Origin of the sequence: Pedobacter sp., assembly GCF_041645105.1 — a bacterium.
Classification (GTDB): domain Bacteria; phylum Bacteroidota; class Bacteroidia; order Sphingobacteriales; family Sphingobacteriaceae; genus Pedobacter.
This window is the reverse complement of record NZ_JBAZQQ010000001.1, coordinates 543,300-559,878: the sequence shown is the minus strand read 5'-3', so window position 1 is coordinate 559,878 and position 16,579 is coordinate 543,300. Positions and strand designations below refer to the sequence as shown.

Genomic DNA, 16,579 nt, shown 5'->3' with positions numbered 1-16,579 from the left:
AGAGGCCGTTCAATAAGTATTATACTTTATTGAACGGCCTCTTGTAATGATTAGGTCTGAAAGATGATCTTAATTTAATTCTGTTACAAAATCCTGTAAAGGTGTACGAACCTTTTTAAGGTTTACCAACCAGTCTTCTGCATCATCTCTGTAACCTAGAGGAAGAATTGTAGTACTGCGTAATCCAAGATCTTTTAATCCAAGTAATTCATCAACTTTTGCAGCTTCGAATCCCTCCATTGGTGTCGCGTCAACTTTTAAAAGGGCTGCTTCTGCAATAGCTACCCCAAACCCGATATAAGCTTGTTTTGCAGCATGATGGAAATGGTCTTCAGGAGTCATTTCTGAAAATTTTCCCAATAGACCATTTAAGTAGGCTTCTGTAGCAGAGTCTGGTACTCCTCGTTCTGCATTGGTATGTGAAAATACTCCTCTTACCCGATCTTCTGTATAACCATCCCATGCCGCAAAAACCAATACATGAGACGCATCAGTAATTTGTTGCTGTCCGTATGCTACACTTTTGATTTTTTCTTTTAATTCCGGGTCTGTTATTACAAATATTCTAAATGGCTGTAAGCCAGATGATGTTGGTGCAAGGTGAGCAGCAGAAATAATTTGGTCAACTTTGTCCTGAGGAACCGCTGTACCATTCATTTTTTTAGTGGCATAGCGCCAGTTAAGTGCTTCTATTAAACTCATAATCTATTGTTTATATCTTTTTTTTCTAAGTTTTCTGCATTATTTAAATTGAAATAATAACAGTGTTAGCAAAGATAAGTATGTTATTTTAATGAGTGGTAATAATTCTGAAGCTTATGACTTTTAAATGAAAATTATTCTTTTTATTATGCTTGCATAGTTTTATCTTAGCTAAAACATACGATAAACAATCTTGTTTTAAGTATAACAGGCATTTTTTAACTAACCAAATTATTAAAACATCTACTCCTCTACTAAACAACTACTTACTTATGAAAAAGATTTTATTGAGTTTTTTACTGTCGGTTCCTGTTTTGGGATTTTCCCAATCATTCCAGGTAAATCTTCAGGGACAAAAGCAAACAGCAATGGGCGGAGCAGGTGCCGGGCTTGCTCTTGATGAAGCAGCGGTATTTTTTAACCCCGGTGCTGTTTCTTTTCTTAAAAGAAATGGGGTACAGGCAGGTGCACATGGCATTTGGCTTAAGACAGCTTTTAACCAGACAGGTTCTGCAACAACCGAGTATAACAAAAACAAAATACCTACACCTTTAGCTGCATACGCAGTTTTTGGATCTCCAGAGAATCGTTTAAGGTTTGGACTGGGGGTATATACTCCATTTGGTGGAGCAATGCACTGGAATGAAGATTGGACAGGGAAATATACAGTTACTTCTCTTGATTTGCAGGCCATTTATATTCAGCCGACCTTGAGTTTGAGAATTACTGATAACATCGGAATCGGTGGGGGATTGGTATATGCTTTAGGTAAAGTAGATCTCCAAAAGGCTGTTCCTTATACCAATAATGGTGTGCAAACTACCGCACAGTTAAAAGGTCATTCAAAAGATTTTGGCTGGAATGCAGGTATATTTATTAAAACTGTATCAGGTGTTTCTGTAGGTGTAACTCACCGTTCGCAGGTAACGGCCAAAGTAGAAAATGGGGATGCGAACTTCTTTAATGCACCAGCTTCTGTACAATCATTATTGCCTACTAAATTTAATGCAACGTTGCCTTTGCCTGCTACAACTACTGTTGGCTTTGGATTTTATCCATCAGAAAAAACAACTATCGCACTTGATGTAAATTGGGTATGGTGGCATGCTTATAAGAATCTTGATTTTTATTATGATAAAGGTGATCCTACCTTATCTAAACGTAATTATCATGATGCTGCTACTTTCAGAGTGGGTATTCAAAATGAAACGACTTCTTTCCTTACACTTAGAGCAGGGGTTGCCTATGCACTGTCGCCCGTTGGCGAAGGTTACGTTACGCCTGAAGTGCCGGATGCTGACAGATTATTATTAAGTGCGGGTATCGGTTTGAAACCATCTGAGCGTTTCGGGATTGATTTCTCTTTCTTGTATGAAAATATAAAATCAAGAACTGAAACTAATATAGAAACAGGTCTTAGTGGCACTTTTAAAACTGTTGCTTACATCCCTGGTGTAGCATTATCCTATAAATTCTAATTTTCTAACAGCAACATTATGAAATCGACATATTTTTATAAAAGTGTTCTGGCACTGGCCATCCTGGGTTTGGCATCTTGTAAACCTACTATAGATACTCCTGCTCCAACCAAAGGAACAGCTGATTTTACACGTTATATTGCATTGGGTAATTCACTTACAGCAGGTTTTTCAGATGCCGGTTTATATTTGGAAGGACAAAAGAATTCTTATCCTGAAATGATTGCTGCACAAATGAAAGCTGTTGGCGGGGGTAGTTTTAGCACTCCTTTTTTTCCTGAAGCTCAATTTAACGGTTCGGGATATCTGAAATTAACTGCACTTGTTAATGGTGTGCCTACTATTGTTCCTGAGACTTCAAATTTGGCCATTAGAGGTCAGGTTGGTAGTGTTAATTTATATACAAAGTATACTGGCAATATTGAGAATTTCGGTATACCAGGTATTCAGCTGGCACATGCGAAAATTCCAGGTTATGGTACCAAAAATAATTACTATGAGCGTTTGTTAACTGATGCAACGATAAATACTCCTTATCTTGATTTTGTCACGGCTAAGCCCTGGACATTTTTTAGTAACTGGCTTGGAAACAATGATATTCTTGGCTATGCCAGCGCAGGGGCAACTGGAACGGCACCAACTCCTAAGGGGGCATTTGCAAGTCAATATGCTGAGGTGATCACAAAGTTAACTTCAACAGGTGCTAAAGGAGTGGTGGCCACCATACCTGACGTTACAAAAATTGCTTATTTTAATACAGTTACCTTGCAGACTTTGCTTGCCGCTATTAATGCTACTCCAACAGGTAAGGATGTAAAGGATATTTATATTCAGACAGGCGCAGGGATACCTAGACCTGCAACAGCTGAGGATCTGTTTACTTTAACATTAAGCTCTGCAGGGGTAATGGGGACACCGAATGGTTCAAATATCCCATATGGCTTACATCCTGCAAACCCTGTTGAAAGTCATTTTGTATTAGATAAAGCTGAAATTGCTGTGGTAAATGATTTTGTTACCTCTTATAACAATTCCATTAAGGATATCGCCAATGCTAAAGGATTGGCAATTATGGATGCATATAGTATGCTAAACGAATATGGTGCAGGTAAAATGGTTAATGGGATTCCGGTAAGCGCTGCTTTTATCAAGGGGAATCTTTTTTCATTGGATGGTACACATTTAACTCCTTTGGGTTATGCGATAACGGCTAATGCTTTTATTGCAGCTATTAATGCTAAATATGGTTCAAATATCCCGGTGGTAGATGTTTCTAAATACAGAGGAGTCAAGCTTCCCTAACATTGGTTTAAACAAAACAAAATTGCCTGCTCATTTTTAAAAATGAGCAGGCAATTTTGCTTATTGATATAATAGTTTGGATTATTTTACTTCTAATATCTTGTCAATTTCTTTTGCAAGGTTTCTATCTTTCTCTGTGACTACGTCGCCAGCATCATGTGTCGAAAGCCATATTTCAACCTTATTCCACTCATTGGTCCACCTAGGGTGGTGGTTGTTCTTCTCGGCTAAAAAGGCAACTTTTAGCATAAAAGAAAATGCTTCCTGAAAATCTTTAAAGATAACTGCCTTATAGAGCTTTTTGTCTACTTCTTCCCATTGCTTCTGTATGATCTTTTCCATGATTTTATTTTTTAAGGATATAGTTTTCTGCTAAATCTCCAGTAACTCTGTTACCGTCCATATCCAGTTGAGTTAAGGTATTCTCACCTACAAAAAATTGAGATGAGCGGTCTTTTAATCCTTCAAGAATAACTATTGAGCCAGTTTTATCCCATTTGAAGTCTCCTGTTTCTTCAAAAATCTTGTCGCCTTTACCTTTATACTTTGTTTTAATAAGGTAAGTCATGTCTTTATTCAGAGTAACCTCTGTCTCTATACCCTCACAGTCTGCACAAGGGGTAATGCCTTTATAAGTACCATTCCAGTCCAGCGAAATTTGTGCATTGTGCATATCTGCATCGGGAACTTTGTCAACTGCAACTGTGTCTATACCATCGGATACAACATTACTATCAATTGTGGATTGTTGTTTTGTTTCTGAATTACAGCCCCATGTGAAGATGGAGACAACTGCGAGAATGATGATTTGTTTTTTCACGTGATAAATGTTTTGTTTAAAAGATAGATAGCTTATTGTTTTAATTTCGCCTTGAACACTTTTTCTAATTTTTCCATTTTCGGTAAAATGACCAATCTGCAATAAGGCTCGTTACCATTTTTATTGAAATAATCCTGATGATAATTTTCAGCAACATAAAATGGAGCAGCTTTATTTATGACTGTAACAACAGGTTTGCCAAATGCTTTAGTGCTATTTAATTCCTTTTTATATTTTTCTGCTATTTGTTTTTGTTCCTCATTATGATAAAAAATAACCGACCGATATTGCGTACCTACATCTGCCCCCTGACGATTCAACGTAGTTGGGTCATGACTTTTCCAGAATACTTCCAATAAATCGTCATATTTTATTTTTGTTGGATCATAAGTCACTTCAATCACTTCAGCATGACCTGTAATGCCGCTGCAAACATCTTCATAAGTAGGATTCACTGTTGAACCACCTTCATATCCTGATCGAACACTGACAACGCCATGTAGTCTTTGAAATAAGGCTTCTGAGCACCAGAAACATCCCATACCGAAAGTCGCTTTCTGTAATTTTGTTTGTGCATCAACATTGTTCGTCATTAAGAGAACTAAGATCATAATCGATAAATACTTCATGATTATTATAAATAAAATGAGGAATCACCCCCGTTAAGCTCAATAAAACAATAATCATGCCCTTTGCATTATGTTTTTTGACTTTGTCTGTGTGTTATTGGATTACCACAGTTATATACTGAATTTTAGGGCGTTTGGTTTTAATAGATTTGCAGTCCTGAAAATTTTCAGTATATTCGATAAGTATTTTCTGAAAGATACTGAATTGTTTTTAATTATTCTTGCTTCAATATCGAAGAAAAAATAGCGTTTAAAATTCTTGAAAATTGGACTTAGTTCGGACTTGGAGGGAGTCTCGATCGGCCTTAAAGGTAAAGTCGAAATTGCTTCGTACCTCCTTCGTCTCTCCTTCGTGTTTGTTCGATCAATTCTGAATCAAAATACGTCTAATTCTGGTACAAGATCAAAGCCTTTCAGCTGCTTCATATTCAGTCTATTCTAAATCCTAAAAAAATCTAATTTATTTGTCTTCTTTCTCTCTTTAATGTGAGTATTTGATTTGAAACAAATACCTAAAAAAATTAGGTTATACCAAATGTCTGTTGTGCTTTTTCGAAAGACTGTTTAAATAGTTTGTGTTGGTAACTTAAAATATTTATTTGTAGGTTTTTATCTCAGTTGTGAACCCGGTTTAAGTTTTATCAACAATAGTTTCTTAAATTAGATTATTGTTACTTATTAAAATATAACATTATGTCTACACCTTATATCCCATGTTTAGACTTGGGCTCATACATCAATGGAACTGAAGGGGAACGAAAAAAGTTTTCTGATGAATTGGGTAGAGCCTTTAATGACTCTGGTTTTGTGACCATTACCAATCACGGCGTTAGTCAAGAGCTAATTGATAAGCTTTATAGTAATATTCAAGCGGTATTTAGTCTTTCTCCTGAACAAAAGAAGAAATACGAGAAAGTGGAACTGGCTGGTCAACGCGGTTATACGAGTCCAGGCAAAGAAACTGCCAAAGGGGCAAAAACGGCCGATTTAAAAGAGTTCTGGCAAATTGGTCAGGAGGTAATGGATGGCGACCCTATAAAAGACCAGTACCCTGATAATGAATTTCTTGAAGAAATTACTGGATTTAATGAGATAACCAGAGAGATTTATCAACGATTGGAGGCTAATGGAAAACATCTATTAAGGGCAATTGCAACTTATTTAAATCTGCCAATTGATTATTTTGATAAGCATGTGCATAATGGAAATTCCATTTTAAGAGGAATTCATTATTTCCCTATCGAAAATCCGGATGCTTTACCAGATGATGCAGTTCGTGCGGGTGCTCATGAAGATATTAATCTGATTACATTATTGATTGGGGCGAGTGCCGATGGTTTAGAAGTGCTGACCAGAAGTAATGAATGGTTGCCTATTAAAGCACATCATACAGATATTGTGGTAAATGTTGGTGATATGTTACAGCGTCTAACCAATAATAAGCTGAAATCAACAACGCATAGAGTGGTAAACCCTCCTCGTGAACTCATGAAAACTTCCAGATTTTCTGTTCCTTTCTTCTTGCATCCGAGAAGTGATATGGACTTAACAAGCCTGCAATCTTGTATTGATGCTGAGCATCCTAAAGTTTATGAGGATATGACAGCAGGAGAGTATCTTGATGAAAGATTAAGAGAAATTGGGTTAAAAAAATAAAAAGGAGGCTTAGCAAACTCTTTATGCAGGTTGCTAAGCCTTATTGCAAACAGGTGCAGATTAGGTGAGATTGGATTTTAAAAGTGCCTAAGGCGCCTAGAGCAATGCACGCTGAGAGCAGGAGGGTTATCTTGTTGTTGGTATATGCGTTTCAGATGATATATTTAGCCTGTATAAGCTACTTTTCCTGATTTTAGATTCTTAATATGTTCCTGGCAAATTAGATTGGCTTGTTTTAATAGATCTTCTATTCGCCTGATTAAAGCACTTAGCTCGTTATTGGTTATATTAAATTTATCATTGTATCGCGCATCACTAAACCCCTTCATTAGCAATGCTGATAATCTTGCGCTTTCTGGAGTAGGCTCGGTGGGTGAAAATGAAGAATCTGGAAGAACACTATCTATAAGTTTGCTCAATCTTTTTAAGCTGTTGCTATTGCTGCGGTATCCAGTCAATACTCTGAGCATTGCAGAATAGCAGTGTTGTAGACTTTGGTGAAGCATAAAAACAGCCAGGTTGTTGCGCTGTTCTCCGGAATAAAAATGTGCCCCCATTAGAAAGCTTTGCGAGAGTGCAAACCATTGGTGCCAGAATTTTTCTCGTTTAGAAATACGCTCGCTGATGTTTTTGCCAGTTGCAGCTGCGATAAATGGTTCAGCTTCATTATCATGTAGTAATACCCCTTTTCTATAAACTTTAGTGAAAAATGAACTGTTATTTTGTAAAGCAGCATTGATCTCTAACATACGGTGAACTATGACCGTTATGTTGGCTATACCTTTAAGTTCTTCTTCCAGCCTTTGCTGTATTAAAATATCAGGAATAGCCTCCGCTGCTGAGGGTATAACTAGCAGACAATAACTGTTTGGTTCTGGATTTATATCTTCCCCTTCCGAAGAAAAGCAGCTGATTTTCTTTTTGGCAGTTACGATACTTCCAAAACAGATGATCTTTTCTGCCTTGATTTTTCTAAGAATAGCATGTGTAATTTTTTTTAATTCAATTGTTTCAATGCTTTCGGCTACTGTTTTAGCCTTTGCTACTGGTGTTTTTTGCTTCTTCATACTACAGTTTATAATGGTGTTTTTAATATTTAAGTTTATTACATTAGCAATTGTTGTATGGTAAACGTGCGTTCTTTTGATGAGATATTGAAATCAAAAGAATGTTTTAATGAGATTATTTTGGAAGACATTGATTTGCAGGTGAATAAAATTGGATCTCGGTTAAGTGAGGTGCGAAAAGTAATGGAAATGACTAAGGAAGAGTTTTATAGTCCCATTACTAAACATGTAAGTAACTTTACGGCTATAGAGAACGGCAAAAGAAATATTGGTAGACGGCTGTCAGATGATATTGCTAAATATTATCATGTAAATCCGGATTGGCTGGAAACGGGTGAAGGAGAGATGTTTGAAGAGGGGTTCTCCAATGACGAGATTTCTGCGATGAAGAAAGGAGTTCCATATTTTAACGTGAACCTTTCAGAAATCTCTTTCGAAAGTTTTAACACATTAAAGGAACCACCGGAGTATTACGTAAATTTCAGGCCATTTAATGATTGTGATGCTTATCTGCCAATATATGGAGATAGCATGTATCCTAAATATGCAAGTGGCGAGATCATTGCAGTAAGAGAGGTCAGGAATTTTAACATCATCCAATGGGGAGAAGCTTATCTCCTGGTGGGTGATGAAAGAGCAAATAGTATCACTACAGTTAAATTGCTATTTGAGCATTCAAATCAAAGCAAGATTATTCTGCGTTCATCAAATCCAAATTTTAAAGGTGATACTGTGATCGATAAAGATATGATCAAAAGAATGTTTATTGTAAAAGGAAAAGTGACCAGAAATCAACTATAGGCTGGATTTGGGATTAAAGTGCCTTATCAATTGCTTCATTGATTACATCTTGTATTCTTCCTCTGATTTTCATCGTAATCAGTTTATCCGTTACTGCAGGATATACCCGGTTGGACAGGAAAATATATATCAGACCCCTTGAAGGATCAACCCATACACATGTTCCTGTATACCCTGTATGCCCAAAAGTTTGTGGTGATGCAGTTTCGGAAGGATATTTTTTTGTCAGATCAGGATCCCATCTGTCAAAACCTAATCCTCTTCTACTTACGTTAGACTGCTTCGTAGTAAACATATTTACAGTCTGAGGAGTGAAATATTGTTGTCCACCATAGCTGCCCTTATTTAGTAACATCTGATAAATGATCGCTACATCATTGGCGCTTGCAAATAATCCCGCATGGCCCGAAACACCGCCTGCTAGTGCAGCTCCCTGGTCATGGACATAACCCTGTAATAGTGTTTTTCTGAAATAATTATCCTGTTCTGTAGGTACAATCTGTTCTCTTGGGAATCTATTCCTGGGTAAGAAACCTGCAGTTTGCATACCAAGTGGTTTGTAAAATTTTTCCTGTACATACTGATCCAATGGAGTTTCAGTAATATGTTCAGCTATTTCTTTCATGACATACATACTGATGTCGCTGTAAACATAAGTGCCTCTTGTTTTTATTGGAGAATTCAGCATTTTTGGCCACATTACATCCTTAAAATAGTTTTTTCGGATGAAATAATTGTCGGCCACTTTTGTTGGGTAAGCAGCACTGGAGTCGCGACTATAATCGCCTGGTTGTATGTTGTTATGAAAGGGAATGTATGGTGTAAAGCCTGCCTGATGGAGCATAACTTCACGCACCTTTATATTGGCCATTGGAGTATTTCTTGCTCTAGGGATATAGGTTGCAATACTCGTATCAAGGTTTAATTTTTTTTGTTCAACCAATCGCATAATGGTTGGTGTTGTCGCCGTAGTTTTAGTTAAAGATGCAAGGTCAAAGATATCGGATAAACGATCCGGTCTGATATTATCATAAGAATGGTTGCCATAAGCCTTATTGAAAATAACTTTTCCATCTTTGGCTACCAGGACCACCATCCCAGGGGCAGCTTTTGCGTTAATCGCTTCATTGGCAATCTTATCTATTTCCCGTAGGTTGTTAGCATTTACATTTGCGTCTTCTGGTAATGTGTATTTTAGACGGATAGTATTTGTTGTGTAGCCTGTGCCCATGGTATACTTTGGAGAAAAACTTTGATTAAGTTTCTGAGTAATGGCTATACCTCCAAAAATCATTTGTGGAACAATAGCAGCAGAAATAGGAGTGTTTTCTGCAGTCCAGATGATAGGAGACTTAATTCCATCAAGAACATTTAGCGCTCTGCCTTCACCAAATAGTGAAAGAATAACCTGCTTACTTTTGGCTGTATTTAAAATGAAATTGATATTACGGGAATCGTTTACTGCGGTAGATGGTAAAGTGATGATAACCGTATTGAAATACTTTAAGTCATCTTCCAGATCATTTAGAGTGGAAGAGGAAGAGTAGTCGGCTGATGAGAAGCTGGTTACCTTTGCGTATTTATATAGCAAACTATCATATACCGATTGGTTGGTAAATCCGAGGTTTACTGAAGCAATGTTTCTTTTATCAAGATTCAATAAGGGTATAGTGTTTTCCTGATTATTCAATAGTATAGTACTATTCATAATGGTTTTGGATACCATTAATATCTGTTCATTTTGCTGATGGTCCTGCTGTGCGCAGGCGGTAAATGTAAATAAGGCAAAAAAACTAATGCTTATAATGCCTGCAAGGCTATTTCTTCTCATGAATAATAGATTTAAATCTATGTTTGCGAACATAAATATAATGGTAATTTTATGGTAATATCTGAATGTTACGGAACAAATATCTAAAAAGATAGGATAACATGAGCCGTATTTTGCCTAAATTAGCGACTTTACCGAAGATATTATAGATGTCAGATATTATACAGCTTTTACCCGATAGTGTAGCCAATCAAATTGCAGCAGGTGAAGTAGTGCAAAGGCCTGCTTCTGCAGTTAAAGAGCTTTTGGAGAATGCGATTGATGCAGGTGCGAATAAGATACAATTGATTGTTAAGGATGCAGGTAAAGCGCTGATACAAGTGATAGATAATGGATCTGGTATGAGTGTTACTGATGCCAGAATGTGCTTTGAGCGTCATGCGACTTCTAAAGTTCGTAAAGCTGAGGATTTGTTCGCTATCCGTACTATGGGTTTCAGAGGTGAAGCAATGGCTTCTATTGCTGCTATTGCACAGGTTGAATTGAAAACCCGTAAACATGATGAAGAGATTGGTACTTCAATTGAAATTGAAGGTTCTGAATTTATAAAGCAGGAACCTGTAGCCACATCTGCCGGAACAAGTATCAGCATTAAAAATCTTTTTTATAATACGCCTGCAAGACGTAATTTTTTAAAAAGTAACCCTGCTGAAATGCGCCACATCATTGATGAGTTTCAGCGTGTAACACTGGCACATCCGGGAATTGCTTTTACACTTCATCATGATGGGGTAGAAATTTTTCATTTACCTTCTTCTGTTTTGAAACAGCGGATTGTACACTTATTTGGAAATAATTATAATGAGCGCTTAATTCCGGTTGAAGAAGAAACGAGTATCATTAATTTAAAGGGATATATCGGAAAACCTGAGTATGCAAAGAAGACCAGGGGAGAACAGTTCTTTTTTGTAAACAACCGTTTTATAAAGGACGCATATCTGAATCATGCAATTAACAGAGCTTATGAAGAGTTGCTTCAGGATGATCATTTTCCTTTGTATGTGCTTTTTATTGATATTGATCCGGCTAATATTGATGTAAATGTACATCCTACAAAAACCGAAATCAAATACCTGGACGAGAAGTCTATTTATGCAATTCTACATTCAGCAGTAAAAAGATCATTGGGAAGGTTTAATATCAGTCCTACAATTGATTTTGATCAGGAAACTGGTTTTAGTGGTATGATTACGCATAAATCACCTGAAGAAATTGTACCCCCCAGCATCAGCTTTAATCCTGATTTTAATCCTTTTGCGGGAGATAAGCCAGTAGCCTCAAGAGAAGCGGCTTATGCTAGCTTTCCGAAAAGCTATGGCGGTGGTGGAGGGAATATGTCGCCAAGTACTAAAAATTGGGGTTCATTATATGAAATCGCTAATCACGATCAGGCTGAGCAGTCATCATTAGAATTACCTGTTGCCGAAACTGAGCATCAGTTTACACCTGTACAAAAACAATTGATGCAATTGCATAACCGTTATATCATCTCGCAGATTAAATCAGGTATTATGTTAATTGATCAGCAGGCTGCTCATGAGCGGATTTTATATGAACGTTTTACTTTGCATCTGGAAGATAGAAAGGGTGCTTCCCAGCAAAGTCTATTTCCCCAAACAGTAACGTTAAGTACTAATGATTACGAACTGGCCAAAGGTTTATTAGAAGATATTAAAAGTTTAGGCTTTGAAGTAAGAGATTTTGGTAAAAATACGTTAGTAATTGAAGGGATTCCTGTGGATCTTGGAGGTGGGAATATTAATGAAACTCAATTGTTTGAACACTTGATAGAAGGCTTTAAAAATTCGCAGCAGGAATTAAAATTAGATAAAAGAGATGCATTGGCCAGAAGTATGGCGAGAAACAGTGCGATAAAAAATGGTACAGCTTTGGGGCAGGAAGAGATGAATACATTAATAGAGCAGCTTTTTGCTTGTAAAACACCTAACTTTAGCATTAGCGGTAAGCCGGTAATCCAAACTATTGGTCTGGCTGAGCTTGATAAAAAATTTGATAAATAGATACATGAATAATATCCATATACCGCCTGTAGTAAAGAACTTATTGATCATAAATGTGCTGTTTTTTGCAGCCAAATATGTTCTTCAAAATACAGGTATAGATCTTGATCGCCTGTTAGGTGCATATTATTTCGATTCTCAGTACTTTGGAATCTGGCAATTGGTTACCTATATGTTTATGCATGGAGACTTTATGCATATTTTCTTCAATATGTTTGCACTATTCATGTTTGGAGGGGTGCTGGAAGCAAGATGGGGGGCAAAAAGATTTATAAACTTTTATCTGATTACAGGTTTAGGTGCTGTAGCTTTGCAAATGGCTGTTCAGGCTTATGAAGTATATAACATTACTGGAGCGATCTACAATAATCCGATTCAGCTTGAATTCTTAAAAAACCAGGGAGTTCAGGGCTATATTAATATTGGGGGAGTAATGGATGCTCAAAAGCAGACATTAATGGGGATTTATGGCTTTCCTATGGTCGGTGCATCAGGCGCTGTTTTTGGCTTGTTAGTGGCATTTGGCTTGTTATACCCGAATACACAGATGTATGTGATGTTCATTCCTGTTCCAATTAAAGCAAAATATCTGATTCCAGTATATATCCTTATGGAACTTTCTTTAGGTGTAGCAAGAATACCCGGTGATTCTATTGCACATTATGCACACCTTGGCGGGGCACTCGTAGGGTTTATAATGGTCAAATTATGGGGAGATAGAAACAACGATAGATTTTATACCTATTATGAATAGTAACCTGTTAAAAGATTTAAAATATAAAGTATTCCAATCGGGCAATCCTGTATTTTTTTATATAGGTATCAATGTCCTTATTTTTGTTGTTTTTGCACTGCTTAATATTCCTTTCTTCTTGTCTGGAAAGGGTGGAGTGATGTACGATGCACTTATAAGAGAATATGCGGGTTTCCCTGCCTCTTTATCGAAATTGCCTACCAGGTTTTATACCATCATAACTTATCAGTTTTTTCATGATGGTTTATGGCATATCCTTTTTAATATGCTTTGGTTGTTCTGGTTAGGTAATATCTTTCTTGATTTTTTAAAGCCTCGTCAGTTCCATTTTGTCTATCTGGCTGGTGGCATTGCCGGAGCACTGCTTTACCTTCTTGCTTATAATATTTTTCCTGTTTTTGCTGAAGTAAGGCCGGATGCTACCGTGATTGGTTCATCTGCCGCTGTGATGGCTGTTATTGTTGCAACAGCAACTTTATTGCCTGATTATAGCATGAGGTTATTGTTGTTTGGTGAGGTTAAACTTAAATATCTGGCCCTGGCTTATATCGTTTTAGATCTGATAGGAATTGCGTCTAAAGATGCAGGGGGCAGTTTTGCACATATTGGTGGTGCTGTACTTGGATTTACATATATTAAATTGCTGAAAGGTGGGGCCGATTGGAGTAAAATATTTAAGCGTAAACCTAAGCTTAGGGTTGTTAAAAATGATTCTGGAAAACAAACAGGCAGGAAGCAAAACGAAGGTGTAAATCAGGAAGAAATAGATCGTATACTGGATAAAATTTCTAAAACAGGATATAATAAACTGAGTAAACAGGAGAAAGAAACGCTATTTAAGGCAAGTAAAGACTAATGAAACGAGCTAAGCCTACATTTCTGGATAAATGCGTTCGTCTGATAGCCTTGGGGCTGCTTATCGGTCTGGTCCTTGGGATGCTGGCGGGCGGAATAGATCCACGTAGGTTTCAATATATTGCTTTTTTTGGTTTAGCTTATCCATATTTCTTAGTGCTGAATATATTAATGATCATTTGGTGGTGTCTGCGGAAAAGGTGGACTTTTGCAGCTTCAACCTCTGTATTGATTTTGATAGGTTGGACTCCCTTAACTGCAACATTTGGATTTATCGGTGAAAGCGGAGAAGGGGCGAAGACTAATGCTGAACACATCAGAATGATGACCTATAATGTGCATAGTTTTAAGCCGTATGGACAAAACTATATAGATCCGGTAAAACAACAAATGCTTAATCTGATTGAGGAGGAAAATCCTGATATCATTTGCTTTCAGGAATATTTTACAAGGAGAAAAGGGAGTTACGATATTACTGATAGCTTAAAACGCATTTTAAATAAACCTTATTATTATTTTGTCCCCTCATCTGAGAATGATTATGAAGCTACAGGATTAGCTATTTTCTCTAAATATCCAATCAAAAATAAAGGTGAGATTACTTTTGTTAATGGTTATGGAAATTCAAGCATTTTTGTAGATGTGATGATTGGAAAGAAAATGTTAAGGGTATATAATGTTCATCTTCAATCTATATCATTTGATAAGCAAGACTATAATTACCTGGATCAGGTTAAGTATAAAATGGAGCCTAAGCTTTATCCTTCAAAAAGGATAATGATTATGTTAAGGAATGCTTTTCTAAAACGCAGTGGACAGGTTGATGTGATGAAAGCACATATGGAAACTTGTAAGACTCCTTATATAGTGGCTGGTGATTTTAATGATACTCCGGCATCTTATGCAGTAAGGCAAATGACAAAGTCATTAAAGAATGCCTTTAAAGAGCAAGGGACAGGTTTTGGGAAGACTTATAATGGTAAGTTTCCAAATTTTCAGATCGACTATATTGCTACGACAAAATCAATAGATGTACTGAATTACCGCATTATACCTGCTAAATTGTCAGATCACTTTCCTGTTCGCAGTGATTTAATATTAAACCCATAAATTTTTTAACTTTACAGAATGAATAACGGCTTACAACTGTACAATACCCTGACACGAAAGAAGGAAGTTTTTGAACCGCTGAACGCGCCTCATGTGGGCATGTATGTTTGCGGACCTACTGTATATAGTGATGTTCATTTAGGGAATTGTCGTACATTCATTTCTTTTGATTTAATATTTAGATATCTAAAATATAGTGGATATAAAGTTCGCTACGTTCGTAATATAACTGATGCCGGGCATTTAGAGGGCGACCGTGATGAGGGGGATGATAAATTTGCAAAGCGTGCAAAGTTGGAGCAGCTTGAACCTATGGAGATTGTTCAGAAGTATACCTTAGGTTTTCATGATGTGCTGCGTATGTTTAATACCCTTCCTCCTAGTATTGAACCTACTGCTACAGGACACATTACCGAGCAGATTGAAATGATCAAAGAGATCATTGCCAATGGTTATGGTTATGAGGTTAATGGAACAATCTATTTTGACGTTGAAAAATACAGTACAAAATACAACTATACGATATTAACAAATAGAAATCTGGAAGATATGCTGGCCAATACGCGCGAGCTTGGTGGACAGGATGATAAAAAAGGCAGGCTTGATTTTGCGCTATGGATAAAAGCAAAACCAGAAACATTGATGCGTTGGCCATCACCGTGGGGTGAAGGTTTTCCTGGCTGGCACATTGAATGCTCGGCTATGAGTGCGAAATATCTTGGTGATGAGTTTGATATACATGGTGGTGGTATGGACTTAGCGGCCACACATCATACAAATGAAATTGCACAGTCTGAAGCCTGCAGCCATAAACAACCTGCAAAATACTGGATGCATACTAATATGCTCACTGTAAATGGTACACGTATGTCTAAATCTGCTGGTAATGGTTTTCTTCCTGGCGAACTTTTTACTGGTGATCATCCTTTGCTGGAACGTGGGTTTAGTCCAATGACGGTTAAATTTTTTATGCTTCAGGCGCATTACCGTAGTACGCTGGATTTCTCGAATGAAGCTTTGGACGCTTCGGAAAAAGGATTCAGACGTTTAATGAATGCACTGAGCCTGCTTGATAAGTTAAGCTCGTCGGCAGATAGTGACTTTGAAATTGACCCTATTATAAAGAATTGTGTAAAAGCAATGAACGATGATTTTAATAGTCCTGTGGTAATTGCAGAACTATTTGAAGCTACCCGGATCATCAATACTGTTTATGATGGGAAAGGGAAAATCTCAACAGCTGAACTTGATAAGTTGAAAAAGCTGATGAACGATTTTGTATTCGATATCTTCGGATTAAAGGATGAGGATAGCTCTAATATTGAACTTAATGCAGTTTTGGATATGGTGATTGATATCCGTAAAGCTGCAAAGGAGAATAAGGATTATGCAACTTCTGATAAAATACGCCTCGGATTGCAAAGTATGGGGATACAGTTAAAAGACAGTAAGGACGGCACAACCTGGACTAAAGCTTAATATGTGCAATTGTTAATTACTTTTTTAAAGAGAATTATATCCATATCCTATATTCGCAACGCAAACTATACATT

Annotated in this window: 15 protein-coding genes; 9 read left to right on the top strand and 6 right to left on the bottom strand. The window is 37.0% G+C overall.

Annotated features, from left to right (window positions below; translation table 11 throughout):
- Positions 1-69: 69 nt before the first annotated feature.
- Positions 70-702: an NAD(P)H-dependent oxidoreductase gene (locus WC623_RS02355; protein ID WP_372847903.1), complete on the bottom strand. Its 633-nt coding sequence runs from the start codon at positions 700-702 to the stop codon at positions 70-72.
- A 272-nt stretch (positions 703-974) separates the two neighbouring features.
- Here WC623_RS02355 and WC623_RS02350 point away from each other — a divergent pair, with 272 nt between their 5' ends.
- Together WC623_RS02350 and WC623_RS02345 are read left to right on the top strand one after the other, a co-directional pair.
- Positions 975-2,180 carry an OmpP1/FadL family transporter gene (locus WC623_RS02350; protein ID WP_372847902.1) on the top strand — a complete coding sequence of 402 codons (1,206 nt, stop codon included), beginning with the start codon at positions 975-977 and terminating at the stop codon, positions 2,178-2,180.
- 18 nt (positions 2,181-2,198) lie between these two features.
- The gene (locus WC623_RS02345; protein ID WP_372847901.1) at positions 2,199-3,482 is read left to right on the top strand and encodes an SGNH/GDSL hydrolase family protein; all 1,284 of its coding nucleotides are present in this window, start codon (positions 2,199-2,201) and stop codon (positions 3,480-3,482) included.
- 81 nt (positions 3,483-3,563) lie between these two features.
- On the opposite strand, the gene WC623_RS02340 is transcribed toward WC623_RS02345, so the two are convergent.
- From WC623_RS02340 to msrA, 3 genes are read right to left on the bottom strand one after another with little or no spacing between them, the layout of a single operon-like run.
- On the bottom strand, positions 3,564-3,824 hold the full coding sequence (locus WC623_RS02340; RefSeq protein WP_372847900.1) for a 4a-hydroxytetrahydrobiopterin dehydratase: 261 nt from the start codon (positions 3,822-3,824) through the stop codon (positions 3,564-3,566).
- A gap of 4 nt (positions 3,825-3,828) precedes the next feature.
- Positions 3,829-4,302 carry a copper resistance protein NlpE gene (locus tag WC623_RS02335; protein WP_372847899.1) on the bottom strand — a complete coding sequence of 158 codons (474 nt, stop codon included), beginning with the start codon at positions 4,300-4,302 and terminating at the stop codon, positions 3,829-3,831.
- 32 nt (positions 4,303-4,334) lie between these two features.
- On the bottom strand, positions 4,335-4,931 hold the full coding sequence (msrA, locus tag WC623_RS02330; RefSeq protein WP_372847898.1) for a peptide-methionine (S)-S-oxide reductase MsrA: 597 nt from the start codon (positions 4,929-4,931) through the stop codon (positions 4,335-4,337).
- A gap of 693 nt (positions 4,932-5,624) precedes the next feature.
- Between msrA and WC623_RS02325 the strand changes: the two genes are divergently transcribed.
- The gene (locus tag WC623_RS02325) at positions 5,625-6,587 is read left to right on the top strand and encodes an isopenicillin N synthase family dioxygenase (protein ID WP_372847897.1); all 963 of its coding nucleotides are present in this window, start codon (positions 5,625-5,627) and stop codon (positions 6,585-6,587) included.
- A 164-nt stretch (positions 6,588-6,751) separates the two neighbouring features.
- Here WC623_RS02325 and WC623_RS02320 read toward each other — a convergent pair whose 3' ends face one another.
- Positions 6,752-7,654, bottom strand: a complete 903-nt coding sequence (locus tag WC623_RS02320) for a HEPN domain-containing protein (RefSeq protein ID WP_372847896.1) — start codon at positions 7,652-7,654, stop codon at positions 6,752-6,754.
- Between the two features lie 57 nt (positions 7,655-7,711).
- Between WC623_RS02320 and WC623_RS02315 the strand changes: the two genes are divergently transcribed.
- The gene (locus tag WC623_RS02315; RefSeq protein WP_372847895.1) at positions 7,712-8,455 is read left to right on the top strand and encodes an XRE family transcriptional regulator; all 744 of its coding nucleotides are present in this window, start codon (positions 7,712-7,714) and stop codon (positions 8,453-8,455) included.
- A 13-nt stretch (positions 8,456-8,468) separates the two neighbouring features.
- Here the strand turns inward: WC623_RS02315 and WC623_RS02310 are convergent, their stop codons facing one another.
- Positions 8,469-10,286: a serine hydrolase domain-containing protein gene (locus tag WC623_RS02310; protein ID WP_372847894.1), complete on the bottom strand. Its 1,818-nt coding sequence runs from the start codon at positions 10,284-10,286 to the stop codon at positions 8,469-8,471.
- A gap of 149 nt (positions 10,287-10,435) precedes the next feature.
- Here WC623_RS02310 and mutL point away from each other — a divergent pair, with 149 nt between their 5' ends.
- From mutL to cysS, 5 genes are read left to right on the top strand one after another with little or no spacing between them, the layout of a single operon-like run.
- A complete protein-coding gene (gene mutL, locus WC623_RS02305) occupies positions 10,436-12,307 on the top strand; it encodes a DNA mismatch repair endonuclease MutL (protein ID WP_372847893.1) in 1,872 nt (623 codons plus the stop codon).
- Positions 12,308-12,311: 4 nt separating this feature from the next.
- Positions 12,312-13,061 (top strand): rhomboid family intramembrane serine protease, encoded by a 750-nt coding sequence (locus WC623_RS02300; protein ID WP_372847892.1) that lies wholly within the window; start codon positions 12,312-12,314, stop codon positions 13,059-13,061.
- Positions 13,054-13,917: a rhomboid family intramembrane serine protease gene (locus tag WC623_RS02295; RefSeq protein ID WP_372847891.1), complete on the top strand. Its 864-nt coding sequence runs from the start codon at positions 13,054-13,056 to the stop codon at positions 13,915-13,917. The genes WC623_RS02300 and WC623_RS02295 overlap by 8 nt, the downstream gene beginning before the upstream one ends.
- Complete coding sequence (locus tag WC623_RS02290) at positions 13,917-15,026, top strand: endonuclease/exonuclease/phosphatase family protein (protein ID WP_372847890.1); 1,110 nt, start codon at positions 13,917-13,919, stop codon at positions 15,024-15,026. Before WC623_RS02295 ends, WC623_RS02290 begins: the two co-directional genes overlap by 1 nt.
- Before the next feature lie 18 nt (positions 15,027-15,044).
- Complete coding sequence (cysS, locus tag WC623_RS02285; RefSeq protein ID WP_372847889.1) at positions 15,045-16,505, top strand: cysteine--tRNA ligase; 1,461 nt, start codon at positions 15,045-15,047, stop codon at positions 16,503-16,505.
- Positions 16,506-16,579 lie beyond the last annotated feature (74 nt).

Bases quoted from the DNA above. Each gene is read 5' to 3' on its own strand.
- WC623_RS02295 (WP_372847891.1), top strand. From the start codon at position 13,054: ATGAATAGTAACCTGTTAAAAGATTTAAAATATAAAGTATTCCAATCG.
- WC623_RS02340 (WP_372847900.1), bottom strand. From the start codon at position 3,824: ATGGAAAAGATCATACAGAAGCAATGGGAAGAAGTAGACAAAAAGCTC.
- cysS (WP_372847889.1), top strand. From the start codon at position 15,045: ATGAATAACGGCTTACAACTGTACAATACCCTGACACGAAAGAAGGAA.
- WC623_RS02320 (WP_372847896.1), bottom strand. From the start codon at position 7,654: ATGAAGAAGCAAAAAACACCAGTAGCAAAGGCTAAAACAGTAGCCGAA.
- WC623_RS02290 (WP_372847890.1), top strand. From the start codon at position 13,917: ATGAAACGAGCTAAGCCTACATTTCTGGATAAATGCGTTCGTCTGATA.
- msrA (WP_372847898.1), bottom strand. From the start codon at position 4,931: ATGAAGTATTTATCGATTATGATCTTAGTTCTCTTAATGACGAACAAT.
- WC623_RS02355 (WP_372847903.1), bottom strand. From the start codon at position 702: ATGAGTTTAATAGAAGCACTTAACTGGCGCTATGCCACTAAAAAAATG.
- WC623_RS02310 (WP_372847894.1), bottom strand. From the start codon at position 10,286: ATGAGAAGAAATAGCCTTGCAGGCATTATAAGCATTAGTTTTTTTGCC.
- WC623_RS02315 (WP_372847895.1), top strand. From the start codon at position 7,712: ATGGTAAACGTGCGTTCTTTTGATGAGATATTGAAATCAAAAGAATGT.
- WC623_RS02345 (WP_372847901.1), top strand. From the start codon at position 2,199: ATGAAATCGACATATTTTTATAAAAGTGTTCTGGCACTGGCCATCCTG.
- WC623_RS02350 (WP_372847902.1), top strand. From the start codon at position 975: ATGAAAAAGATTTTATTGAGTTTTTTACTGTCGGTTCCTGTTTTGGGA.
- WC623_RS02325 (WP_372847897.1), top strand. From the start codon at position 5,625: ATGTCTACACCTTATATCCCATGTTTAGACTTGGGCTCATACATCAAT.
- mutL (WP_372847893.1), top strand. From the start codon at position 10,436: ATGTCAGATATTATACAGCTTTTACCCGATAGTGTAGCCAATCAAATT.
- WC623_RS02300 (WP_372847892.1), top strand. From the start codon at position 12,312: ATGAATAATATCCATATACCGCCTGTAGTAAAGAACTTATTGATCATA.